Annotated in this window: 9 protein-coding genes; 1 reads left to right on the forward strand and 8 read right to left on the reverse strand. The window is 42.7% G+C overall.

Annotated features, from left to right (window positions below):
- Nucleotides 1-35: 35 nt before the first annotated feature.
- From B3H30_RS12910 to B3H30_RS12945, 8 genes are all read right to left on the reverse strand, one after another.
- Complete coding sequence (locus tag B3H30_RS12910) at nt 36-1295, reverse strand: IPT/TIG domain-containing protein (protein WP_286834250.1); 1260 nt, start codon at nt 1293-1295, stop codon at nt 36-38.
- Nucleotides 1296-1390: 95 nt separating this feature from the next.
- Nucleotides 1391-2194 (reverse strand): endonuclease/exonuclease/phosphatase family protein, encoded by an 804-nt coding sequence (locus B3H30_RS12915; RefSeq protein WP_070565931.1) that lies wholly within the window; start codon nt 2192-2194, stop codon nt 1391-1393.
- A 40-nt stretch (nt 2195-2234) separates the two neighbouring features.
- Complete coding sequence (locus B3H30_RS12920) at nt 2235-2939, reverse strand: DUF3823 domain-containing protein (RefSeq protein ID WP_201649439.1); 705 nt, start codon at nt 2937-2939, stop codon at nt 2235-2237.
- 27 nt (nt 2940-2966) lie between these two features.
- Nucleotides 2967-4865, reverse strand: a complete 1899-nt coding sequence (locus B3H30_RS12925; protein ID WP_286834253.1) for a RagB/SusD family nutrient uptake outer membrane protein — start codon at nt 4863-4865, stop codon at nt 2967-2969.
- Between the two features lie 11 nt (nt 4866-4876).
- Nucleotides 4877-8023 (reverse strand): SusC/RagA family TonB-linked outer membrane protein, encoded by a 3147-nt coding sequence (locus B3H30_RS12930; RefSeq protein ID WP_286834255.1) that lies wholly within the window; start codon nt 8021-8023, stop codon nt 4877-4879.
- A gap of 80 nt (nt 8024-8103) precedes the next feature.
- Entirely contained in the window at nt 8104-9276 is a 1173-nt protein-coding gene (locus tag B3H30_RS12935; RefSeq protein ID WP_286834258.1) for a glycoside hydrolase family 130 protein, read from the reverse strand.
- A 158-nt stretch (nt 9277-9434) separates the two neighbouring features.
- A complete protein-coding gene (locus tag B3H30_RS12940; protein WP_286834259.1) occupies nt 9435-10712 on the reverse strand; it encodes a sugar porter family MFS transporter in 1278 nt (425 codons plus the stop codon).
- Nucleotides 10709-11569, reverse strand: coding sequence for an ROK family protein (locus B3H30_RS12945; RefSeq protein ID WP_286834262.1), 861 nt, complete (start codon nt 11567-11569; stop codon nt 10709-10711). The genes B3H30_RS12940 and B3H30_RS12945 overlap by 4 nt, the downstream gene beginning before the upstream one ends.
- A 218-nt stretch (nt 11570-11787) precedes the next feature.
- Here B3H30_RS12945 and B3H30_RS12950 point away from each other — a divergent pair, with 218 nt between their 5' ends.
- On the forward strand, nt 11788-12348 hold the full coding sequence (locus B3H30_RS12950) for an OmpA family protein (protein WP_286834264.1): 561 nt from the start codon (nt 11788-11790) through the stop codon (nt 12346-12348).
- Nucleotides 12349-12354 lie beyond the last annotated feature (6 nt).

The following is a 12354-nucleotide window of genomic DNA, read 5'->3' on the forward strand; positions in this document are numbered from 1 at the left end:
TAATGTAAGTAAGAATTAGTTAAATTATATGGTAGTTACTCTATAACGATCTTTCGAATAACGTGATTCCAGGTATCAGCTACATACAATGCTCCGTCAGGACCGAACTGTAGACCTTCGGGTTCGTAAAATTTTGCTGTTAAGGCATTCCCATTCTGGAGACCACTGGTGCCGGCAATTCCTGCATAAGTAGTTACCGTACCATTGGTCGTGATTTTACGAACACAATGGTTTTTACGATCGGCAACATATAAGTTTCCATCCTGATCCAGATCCATTTGTGCAGGTGTATTGAATCGCGCAGACTCTCCATTTCCTATTGCATTCCCCGTCGTATTGGCATTTGGTCCAGCTAGTACTTGTACAGCACCGAATCTCTTGGCCGCAAGGTCATAGGGTACACGATAAACACTGTGTGCATTGTAGGCTCCTGATATAAACATAGTTTGCCCATCTGGAGAGAAAATAATGTCCATAATATTGACATTTTTTGAATTGACTGCAAATAGCTGCTCCAGCGTACCATCGGATTTTAAACGACAGATCTTTCCGCCTGAGTATATACCAACAAACACTTCATCTGTCACGGGGTTCGTTGTTACAGCCGTCAATCCTGCCGTTGCAGATAGGGCTGTTAAATTGCTATATTTACCAGAAGATTTTATCATCTTGCCAAAGCCCATGGATCCATTTGCGTTGTTATCATTGCTAAGGTACAATGTATTTTGGTCTATTGAAAAGTCAAAAGCCCGGAGCCGCTCGAACAAAGGGTTCTCAGAAGCATTAAGTAAGGTACTTACTTGATTATTTGCAGCAACACGGAGTGCCGCAAAATTATCTCGGCTACTCGCCCCCTCTTCGACAAAATAGAGCATATTATCCTTACTCCATTTCAAATAGCGTGGCCCGGATAATTTAGCCTGCACATAATCCCCGTCAACATCATCCTTAGTCGATCCTAAATAGGTATACACGACGGTCTGATATCCGTACTCAAAATTTTGCTTATAGGTATATTCTACGCCGTTAATAGCTAGTTTGACTTTACCGGATCCCGCATTCTGTGGAATACGTGCGGTAATGACCCGTCCATTGGAACTTAATACACTCGCTTCCTTCTCATTTATTGTCACTTTGATTTTTTCGAGATCCGTTCCAAAATTACTCCCATATAGGGATATTTCGGTAGATGAGCCTCCAGAAATGGGTGTATATTGAGTAATTTGAGGTTCATTAGCCTTATCGGGATACGTCATGTCGCCACCAATCTCTTTGGTGCAACTGAGTAGACCCATTGCGAAACAAAAAAATATCCCGATGTGAAGATTTCTTATTCCTGATATTTTAGAAAAACAAATAGTTATCATGGTTTTGCTACGTAAAATTTGTATTAGTTTTTGATTAAAAAATTCGCAACAACAGGAAAATGATCGGATTGCGAATAGGAACTATAGTCTACATCATATGTCTCCGTCAAGACCCCGTCTGCCGGTGCATACATCAGGTAATCTATGGTTCCATCAGGTTTAGGTGTTCCGGCTGTAAAGCCACAGTAGCCATTTAGGCATCCTGATGTAAACCATTTCGTCAACACTTTATAGCCTTCTTCTGTAGGCTTGGCATTAATGTCTGCAGACAGAATGATAGGTAGCGTAATATCTTTGGTATATTGGTGGATTAGGTCAATTTGATGGAGCCTATTGGCGTTATCTGACAGATGATCTAAATGCGTCACTGCAAAATAAAAATCCTGATTATCCTTGGTTACCCTCACCGTGCCAAGCGCTCTTATATAAGCGTTTGATTCTGAAGTGACCACATCCAACAGGTAAGTTGCCTGTTCTTTAAGGGGTAATTTTGAAAGAATGAGATTACCATATTCCCCCTGAGCTAGGTCGCGGGCTTTGACAAAATAATAATAGGGCATACCGGTAAGCTCGGAAAGGCGTTTTCCGGTGTCAAAATTCAGATTGATGGAGTTCTTCTCCACTTCCTGCAGCCCCACAAGGTCGGGATCATTTTTCTTAATCACGTCGGCGATTGCCTCTATGCCTTTTTTTTGTGCCGAATAGATGTTATACGACATGGTTTTGACAGATGTGCCGGTTACGGATGGCTCTTCCACCTTGGTTTCATTTTTACTGCATGATACCAATAAAAAACCGATTATACTGAATGTTATAATTCTTTTCATGAGTGACTCCTTTGTAGTTTTTGCTTTGCGTGTTAGTTGATCAGTCATTTGCTATCAATTCTATGGTATCGCTATAATTGACGACCCCGTTTACCGTCGCACTTACCCGGACATAGATTTTGTTGCCGTTTGCCTTGATCTTGTAAAAGTTCTCGACAAATTGTTTATCATTGGCTAGTTCAAAGACATGTGTACCTTCATCTATTTTGCCCTTAGCAATCTTTGTGACATAATTCGCATTATTTTCATCTACTCGGGGCGTATAGTTCCACATCACAGATACATTGGTAAACGTAAAGGATTCGTCCGATTTATTAACCTTAAATGCTACCTCGACTTGGTTTCTGTCGGAAATGGTGGCCGATGCCGTAATACGGGAAAAAGGGGTTGCTTTCAAATCAAATTCCGTTTGACCTTGGACGGTCGTATACCCTTCGCACACGCCAATAAAAGGGCCGTTGACAACCACTCTATACTTCCCATTAAACACCGTATTGTTGGTATAAGATCCATCTGCATTTGCCCTGAAATCGACAGAGGCAGTCGCCCCGGTTCCTATTTCAAATAAAGAAACCAATACACCTCCCGAGCCCTCCACCGGCAATGGAATAGGCTTGTTTGTTTCCATGTCATATATGGTGCCGTGAAGCCCCCCATGAGGAGCCTGTAGATTGTCGATCTCATTTTCGCAACTGTTCATGACAGCGATTAAAATAAAACCAAACACATAAAAAATATTCTTCATTTTGATCATAATTGTAATACATATTAATTAATTGCCGTAACCCGGATTTTGAACCAGCTGCGGATTCGTACTCAAATCCGTAGGACTAATGCGGATATAGTAGTTTCTTTCCAGAAATAATCTTTTTTGCTTCGGAGGTACTCCGGTTTCGAAAGTATACTTATTGCTTTTAACATTGAACCAAGGATATAACGCTGTACCTCTATAGTTGGTTAGTCCGCCCTGCGATTCATCCATGTGGGCTACTCGCCATCGCTTGAGATCCCAAAAGCGTAGCTTTTCAAAAGCAAGCTCTACCTTGCGTTCCTGCCGAACTTTGGCAATGGATATCGTTGCAAGTGACTGAATTCCGGCACGTGTGCGAATGGCATTTACCGCCTGCAAAGCTTCGGTGTCTTTGCCTCCGAGCTCGACACAGGCCTCGGCAAAATTAAGGTATATTTCACCAAGGCGAAATACTACCCAAGGTGTCTCCGAACGCTTCGCGTCAATATTTGTCATGTCTGTAAGCGTTTCATCAAAAAACTTACGCATATAAAACCCCGTTTTTGAAGCATCTCCGACGTCTGCACCGCCATCTTTACCCGATGTATTGTACCTCACACCGTCTATCGTAGCCACATTATCCTTGTCGGGCTGATTCTGTGCCTGGTATTTTTGCCCCGAGCCATTCTGCCCATTGATCACTCCTCGTATCCATTCGACCTTGCTGCCCTTTAATGGAGCGCCGGGAACATAGATGGAAGCAAACAACCGCGGGTCTTTCCCAACGAAAAGATCGTAGGGACTATCAAAACTACGCGGGGTCCCATCTGTATTTTTTAAAGACAATTTACCCGGGCTACCATCGCTGTATTCAAATGCTTCGACCATTTCGAGCGTTGGGGTCACTCCGCAGCCCCAGCCATCACCACGATAGGAAAAAGGAGCATTCATCTTATCCCACATGTGACCTTTCCCGGCTGAAACATTAAAGGTTTTCTGAAAGATGTATTCCCCATTATCGCCATTTACACTTTTTGAAAACAGCTCATAGAAATTCGCTGCTTTGTCGGCATTTTTGTTATAAAGGGTATAAGTGCCTGCCTCCAGCAATGCTTTTGAAGCATTATACGATTCGGTAAAATACCTCGTTGCCTCATTGGCTGCTATACCAACATAACCTCGCGTTACAGCCTCTCCACTTAAATTTGCATTTGAACCATATTTAGCGATCGAGCCAGCATACAGCGAAGCACGGGACCATAAGGCAAGGGCTGCACCTTTGGAGGCTCTATATTTACTTTCGGCAGATCGCGATACCGGAAGTAGGTCGCTAATCGCCTTACATTCACTGATAATAAAATCGTAAACTTCCGATTCCTTATTTCTTGGAACCTGTAATGCCGAAAAATCGCCAGGAACGTATTCTTGTGGTGTCGTTAGCAAGGGGACACCACCATAGCGCTTCACCAAACCAAAATATTGCATCGCGCGTATCCACCTCGCCTCAGCATCGACTAGGCGCTTCTCCTCGTCGCTCAAGACTGTAGTTTCGCTCAGTTTCTTCAAGAAGTCGTTTGTACGTCTTATTTGGACGTATCGCGTCGCAAAAGGGTCTTCAAAGACGTAATCACTATACGTATATACCGAATTGGCATTACTAAATGCATAGTCTTTCTGATACGCTCCTGTCGCTTCATCAGACAAGGAGGTCAAATTGAGCAGATTTGATTTTCCTGTAAACCAATCGTCAAACTCATCTAATCGTAATCCCTCATCATACATCGTGACTAACACGGACTGTATCGCTTGCGGACTTTCCCAGATGAGATCAGAGGTGATAATTACACTGGTAAGCTCCCGGTCTAGGTAATCGTTACAACTATATAAACTCAGTGTAAATGCACAACTCAGAAGAAGAGGACTGAAATATTTCATTTTCATAGTATAGGATTTTATAAAACTATATTAACACCAAAATTGAATGTTTTCAATTGTGGATAATAGCGCAATCGACTTTGATTGCTTTCAGGGTCTATATTTTTCAATAACGCATCACTCCCCGTGAACGTCAACAGGTTATTGGCATTAAAGTAGATTCTACACCGTTCAATCTTTAGGGACTCGGCCCATTTTTTTGGTAGAGAATACCCTACTTCCATTGTTTTTAACCGTAGATAATCTGCTTTATGTAAGGACCATGAGTTATCAGATCGGTTGTCCACCTGACCTGTTACCCGGGCTGCGGGCATTGTGCCGGCAATCCATTCACTATTGGGATCAGCAGGATCTGCCCGGTGCCATCGGTCGGTCATAAATGCAAATCCGTTACCTAGGCCCTGTTGGATAAATGGATCAAGTATATCGCCACTTATATAAATATCATGGCCTGCTGCTCCCTGAAAAAATAAGGTCATATCAAATCCTTTATAATTCGCGCCGAGATTTAATCCATAATACATTCTTGGTGTTGCACCATGACCGATTGGTTCCACATCGTTCCCATCTATAATGCCGTCGCCATTCACATCTTTGAATTTCAAATCTCCGGGAAGCAGGGATCGATTTCCATTATTATCCTGCACCGGTGAATTTAAAATATCTTCATACGAGGAAAATTGACCCAAGACCGTCTTCCCCCACCGGATATCCTTATTTCTATCATTATTGTTGTTCCGCCAGTTATCATACATATTGGTTGAAGCTGCACGTTCGACGTAGCCATAGCGGATGCGTGTTACAGAAAAATTGCCGGATATATTATAGGCAAAATCACCAATTTTATTTTTATGGCCTACAGTCCATTCAAAACCGGTATTGATATCTGAATTTAAATTTTCCTGTGGCATAGATTCGCCGAATGTTGTCGGGAAAGTGCCTTGTCTTGTCGCAGGAAGGCCAGAGCGTTCGCGTCTAAACCAGTCGAATTCCGTATTGATCAATCCGTTTTTAAAGGAAGCCTCAAACCCTAGATTCATGATATTAGACTCGTACCATGTCAACCAAGGATTGGCCATCCCACTGCTTCTCAGCCCAGAAGACAAGCCTCCAGTTCCCAGCACATAACTCCCTCCATAGACATATCCATCGAGGTATTGGAATGCCGAAAAATCACCCTCATCACCGACTTTGGCATATGAGCCCCGGATTTTTACGTTATCAAAATGAGCAAAATTTTCTTTGAAAAATTTCTCTTCCGAAATCCGCCAACCCGCTGAAACTCCCGGGAAGAATCCCCACCTGCGGTCCCGCTGAAATTTATAAGATCCATCATAACGGAAATTCAATTCAAGTAGATATCTTCGGTCATAGGCATAATTAAACCTTCCTACCAGACCTGCATGCGCCGTTTCCACACTTTTGCCACTCGTATTTTGGTTTTCGGTGTCTCCTTTACTGATGTCGTCAATGATCCCGATTGAAGATTCCCTAAAACCCAATATATCGGTCAAACGGTCGTGGTAGGCCTCCCATAACAATAAGCCACTGACATCATGCTTTTGTCCAAATACACGGTTGTAATTGATCGAATACTGCTGCGTTGGCATATACAGATTTTCCATCTTGGACTCCAGGCTTGCTTTTTTTCTTAGAGCGACCTCGGTATAGTGTTCATTCGTCTGATTGTACTGGTAATCGCTCAATGCCTTTTGCCATGTTTTCCACTCACTGTTCTTATAGTCATAAGCGACCATAGCACGTAACGACAGTCCAGCTATCCACGGTAGCTTCCAATTTAGATCCAATGAACCGTTAAACTCTCTTCTCAGGCGCGATTCGTATCCACTATGCTCGATATAAGAGCTATGTATAGGGTTGGCCATGTTTCCAATGGCCTGCCAATAACTGGGATTATTGTTGGCATAAATGGAATAAATAGGGATGGCCATCTGTGCCTGTGTAAACAGATCGTCACCTCCATACGGTTTTTCACGATCTTGTAAACGACCAGTCAATTTAAATCCGACGGTAAAATTTGGCGTAACATTCAGATCAATATTGGAGCGTAGATTATACCTTTTGAAGTTCCAGTCATCTGACCTCAAAATACCACCCTGGTCAACATATCCCACCGAATTATAATATTTAACTTTATCATTCCCCCCATAGATGCTGACATTGTGTGAGCTCTGTGGAGCATTGTTACGCACGAGGGAGTCCCACCAGTCAGTCCCCTGCGCTCCATTTTTGTAACTATCGAGTTGTTCTTGACTGTATGCTGGTACCCCAGTGTATGGATTAGAGTTATAGATCGCTTCATTATACAGCGACGCATATTCATAGGCATTCATCATACGTGGATATCGCGTCACCTGCTGGATTCCATAATATCCATTGTACTCCACTTTAGTTTTTGAATTGCTTCCTTTTTTTGTGGTCACCAATAGCACCCCGTTGGAACCTTTAAATCCGTATACCGCGGCAGCAGCATCTTTTAATATTGATATAGATTCGATATCATTCGGATCGACCTGTGCAAAATCTCGCTGTACGCCATCCACGATAACGAGCATGCTACCGTACCCGCGGATATCCACCGACGCTCCGTCATCTCCGGGGGCACCGCTGCGCTGTACCGCACGAATCCCCGGCAATCGACCAGCAAGCATATTTGTTACGTTTGGCGTCTTTACCTTAATCAGCTCTTCAGCCTGTATGGATGCAACTGAACCTGTTACCGAAGCTCGTTTCTGCACGCCGTATCCCACCACCACAACCTCGTCCATCATCGCTACACTATCTTGCAGAATAATGGATAAGTTTGTTCGTCCCCCTAGCAGGATTTCTTGGCTCTTATAGCCGGCGGCGGATAGCAGCAGTGTTTCGTTCGGATCTGTTGTAATGGAAAATTTTCCGGTTCCGTCCGTACTGGTTCCGATGGACGGTGTGCGCTTTATTTGCACAGTGACCCCGGCGATCGGATTATTGGCAGCATCCGTTACTTGTCCGGTTATCCGGACGGGTGCTTTGGCCATAGCCATGAGGACAAGATCACTGTCCCAACGCTCATGACCATAAGCCGCGGATGTCATTAGTGCGATCCCTATCAAACTTGCCTTTAAGGCGCTCTTATAGGCTGCATTTAAATCACGCTGTATCATTTTTTATAAAATTTATTTTTGGTTAGTAATTCTTTATTAAAACGCTTACACGAATCACTTTGGCTTTATACATCTATACCTTATTTTTCATTAGGGATGGGATCCAGTGCAGCAGGATGTTGCGGATCAAAAATGGCAACACCAACCTTTGAATCCGCACAGCCGTAGTATAGAAACCATTTCTGTTTAAAATAAACCAGGCCTTCAATAAACACTGTGCCGTCAACATATTGACCACTTTTTTCAAAAGCTTCCATTGGTCTTAGGAAAGGCACGTCCATCCTTGCTAATACTTTACCCGGATCTTTACTGTCGAAAAGAACTTGCCCTGCTGAATAAGTACCTTTATTAAATCGCTTATCTCCTTTTTCAGGGTGGTTTTTACCATTATATAATAGTAGAATTCCTTTATCTGTCAGGATGGCCGGTGGGCCACATTCTGTTAAAGAGCTATCAAAATATCCCTCTCGAGGTGAGATGAACGCTTTGAGTTGACCTTTCTCATCTACAACCGGTTCCCAGTCAAGCAGATTATCCGACGTTGCGCCATATACACCATGCTCGCCCCAGTACATCCAATACTTACCATTTACTTTAGTAATTAGCTGCTTACCATTTTCCAGTTTAGTGACAATCGATGCTGATTTATGCGATTTATTGACGAGCTCAGGCAGGATGTTCGATTTTTTAAAAATAGGCCCATATTTTGTCCAATTTTTAAGATCCTTTGAGGTAGCTACCCCCAGGCGAGGTACTTTTCGGTTCCATTGCGTATAGAACATCACATAGGTGCCATCTTCGGATTCCGCTATACGCGGATCCTCCGTTCCACCGGGCCATTCAAACTCACGCTGGCTATCAGCCCCGGGATAAAAAACAGGCGTTTTTTGTCGGTTGAAATGTGTTCCATCAGCACTCGCAGCAAGCCCTAGACGTGAAGTACGATGACCAATTTTTATCCCCGTCTTATCTTCGGCACGATAAAGCACGTAGATACTATCTCCTTTTACCACCGCTGCCGGGTTGAAGGTGTCATTATTCTCCCAATGCACAAGTTGCCCATTCATGGGATTCATAAATGTGGTGGTACTATCCGGTTCGATTACAGGGTTTACCCCTGCTGGACGAACGAAACCGCCCATTACCCAGTCTGGGGCGAGATGGCGCGGCTGTCTTTGCGCGCTACAGCCCCAAAAAGTCACCGCAATCGCAATTATGGAAAGAGGCTTAAATAGCGTTATCATTTGTTTCATATGTCAATTATTTTAATATATGGTATTACGAAAATGTTTCTTTAGTATCAAAACCGCATAATTATCTTAGAAAACCGGTTTTGCAAAACGAAATTAAGAAGTTTATAGATCAATATAGCTTTATGATGAGGATTTAATAATTATTTAATATAGGAACTTTAGGTTATTTCTTCCAATACTTTGCCCTTCGTTTCGGGCATACATAGAATAAACACGAAGGACGCGATAACCATCAGGGCATAGAATAAAAACACATAATATCCTCCGAGTACGCTACCTTCTACAATAATTGGAAATACCCAGGATATTATTGCAGCAAATAGCCAATGGGTGGTGCTCCCCAAGGAAGAGCCTTGGGCGCGAACCTCGTTCGGGAAAATTTCCGCCAAAAACACCCAAATCACGGCACCTTGTGATAAGGCAAAAGATGCTATAAATCCCATGATATAGAAAAGTAAAAATTGTGCGTTTACTCCTTTTAGGCCAAAGGCTGCCAATAATAGAAATAAGAACATACCAATAGCGCCTGTCAAAAGCAGTTTTTTTCGCCCAAAACGATCTATGATGCTCATGCCAACCAGGGTAAAGAGCAAGTTGGTACCACCGATAAAAATAGGCTGAAGGTAGGCTAATGCTGCACTAAAGCCCGCCATTTCGAAGATCCGTGGTGCGTAATATAGAATAGCATTAATTCCGGTCATTTGGTTGAAGAATGCTAACAACACCGCAAAAAGTATAGGTTTGGCATACCGTTTTTGGAATAGGTTAACATGCTTACCAGATGTTTGGGGCTGATTGACCTGCACTTCAAATGGAGTTGCAAGCCGAAGATAACTTGCACGCGCTTTTTCAATGTGTCCCTGCTGCAATAGCCATCTTGGACTTTCGGGAATGAGATTCAATAGAAGTACAAATAATAGGGCAGGCACAGCCATGATACCGAGCATGTATCGCCATCCGCCTGAATTTACGCTCATAAAGAGAAAATTTGTCAGATAGGCCGTAAAGATTCCCAGCACGATCATAATCTGAAAAGTGCCTGTAAGTTTACCGCGATCTTTTGCGGGAGCAATTTCGGAGGTATATACGGGTCCAACAACAGAGCTGATCCCCACAGCAAGTCCACCCAATAATCTGAACAACAGGAAAAGCTCCCAGATGGACGCTACTGCACAGCCCAATGCTGAGAGTAAATATAAAGCTGCAACGAAATAAAGCACGGGTTTACGCCCATAACGATCGGCCATACGTCCGGCGATAACGGCTCCTATAATGGTTCCGATCAGCGAGATCGATACGGTAAGTCCATGACGGACAGCATCCAAGTCCCAGAGTTTTTGTATGATTTGTTCAGCACCCGATATTACTGCTGTTTCAAAACCAAACAAAAAACCTCCCAACGATGCGATTAATGTAAATTTCCAAATGGGTTTCATATACTAAATGTCTTGAGGGTTAATCCGAGAAATAAGTTGCGTTCATCAAATGATGCAAGGGATAGCTCCGTATCAAGGGTACAAAGGAGCTTATCAAAAAAATAATTGTGGGCCTTGGCAATACTGCCTCCGATTATAATTGTGTCTGGCGTTAACGGATAAATATATTCTTTAATGAAAGTAATCAGTTGGTTGCTTAGGAAATCAAAAGCCTCTTTTCTAAAAATTTCCAGATCTGGGCGTTCAGCTATGTCTTTTATGTTATCAACGGGAATATACCCAAATTTTTCTGTCAAATGAGCTAAGACCCCTCGGGTTGAAATGAAGTCTTCTACAATGCCGTTGCTGAAAACTGCTGATCCTAAATTGAGATCTACGATTGTTCCATTTTCGTAAAGCGAAGAACCCAATCCGGTTCCTAAAGTCAGGCCTATAACGCGCCTATTTTCCATTTTTTTATTGACAACTTCGCCCAATAAAAAGGCTGCAGCGTCGTTATAAAAGTAGATCGAACTTAAATCAATTCCTGTGATATTCGCAAAAAATGTTTTTAGATTAAAGCCTAGTAGCGACTGATACTTATTCATTCCGTCCATTAAGGATATTCCGTTTTCGTAATCGAATGGGCCAGGGCAAGATATGAAAATTTCGGATGGTAAATGCGTAGTTGAACTTAGGGTCTTATCGATGGTTTGTTTTATGGCCGACAAAATCTGTACTCTTTCTGCGTTACTATTTACATTCCCGCGAAAGTACGATCCGTCCATGACAACTGCAGGGCTCCCGTGCACAAGGCCTGATGAGCAATGCGTACCACCTAAATCGACACATAAAATTATATTTTCGGTATGAGGCATTTTTGTTTTTAAAATTGGTTATTAATGATAATAAGCAAAACCGGTTTTGCTTAGATAATGCGAAGATAACACTTATATTTGAAAATCAAATTTTTAATCTAAATTTTTATCTTCCATCCGTCTTACATCCTCCCTTAAATTTAGCGGTAGCCTCCTATTTTGTATGTGCCATAAAAAACTTTTGGCTTCTACTCGCACTTATTGCATTGGCAATAATCTTGTTTTTTGTAAATCGTAATAACAGTGCATCCGATGTCGCTGATACCAAGGACAGCACCGGCATGGTAACGGATCAGGGCGATATGGGCGGGGATACCCTTGCAACAACGGAACCAAGCTGGAATTCAGTAGATTTCAATAGTGCTGAATCTTCGGACCCGAACATCACGGACAAAGATATTCGCGTACGCTCCAGTGATGGCTATACCATTTACTCGCTTGGCGAAAATATATTATTTGCCACTGACCAAAGCGCAATACAAAGCAGTTCCGAAGCGAAACTTAAACAAATTTCATCGGCTTTGAATAAAGATTTTCAAGGTGCCTACGTAGGCGTATTTGGGAATACTGATTCTACAGGCACGGCATCCCACAACAAGCAGCTGGGCATGGAACGTGCTACTGCCGTGAAGGACTGGTTGGTTAGTCAAGGTGGAATTGACCAAAGCAAAATAAGCGTACATTCACGTGGAGAAAATGCTCCTGTGGCTGACAATGCAAGCGCAAGCGGAAAAAATCAAAACCGAAATGTAGAGATCGTGGTTTTTCGCAATAAATAGAAACCT

The organism is Sphingobacterium sp. UBA7038, assembly GCF_002494055.1.
Lineage (GTDB): Bacteria > Bacteroidota > Bacteroidia > Sphingobacteriales > Sphingobacteriaceae > Sphingobacterium > Sphingobacterium multivorum.

What these genes read in the sequence shown, in the direction of transcription:
- B3H30_RS12910 (WP_286834250.1), bottom strand. Translation starts at nt 1,295, where the DNA reads ATGGGTCTACTCAGTTGCACCAAAGAGATTGGTGGCGACATGACGTAT.
- B3H30_RS12915 (WP_070565931.1), bottom strand. Translation starts at nt 2,194, where the DNA reads ATGAAAAGAATTATAACATTCAGTATAATCGGTTTTTTATTGGTATCA.
- B3H30_RS12920 (WP_201649439.1), bottom strand. Translation starts at nt 2,939, where the DNA reads ATGAAGAATATTTTTTATGTGTTTGGTTTTATTTTAATCGCTGTCATG.
- B3H30_RS12925 (WP_286834253.1), bottom strand. Translation starts at nt 4,865, where the DNA reads ATGAAAATGAAATATTTCAGTCCTCTTCTTCTGAGTTGTGCATTTACA.
- B3H30_RS12930 (WP_286834255.1), bottom strand. Translation starts at nt 8,023, where the DNA reads ATGATACAGCGTGATTTAAATGCAGCCTATAAGAGCGCCTTAAAGGCA.
- B3H30_RS12935 (WP_286834258.1), bottom strand. Translation starts at nt 9,276, where the DNA reads ATGAAACAAATGATAACGCTATTTAAGCCTCTTTCCATAATTGCGATT.
- B3H30_RS12940 (WP_286834259.1), bottom strand. Translation starts at nt 10,712, where the DNA reads ATGAAACCCATTTGGAAATTTACATTAATCGCATCGTTGGGAGGTTTT.
- B3H30_RS12945 (WP_286834262.1), bottom strand. Translation starts at nt 11,569, where the DNA reads ATGCCTCATACCGAAAATATAATTTTATGTGTCGATTTAGGTGGTACG.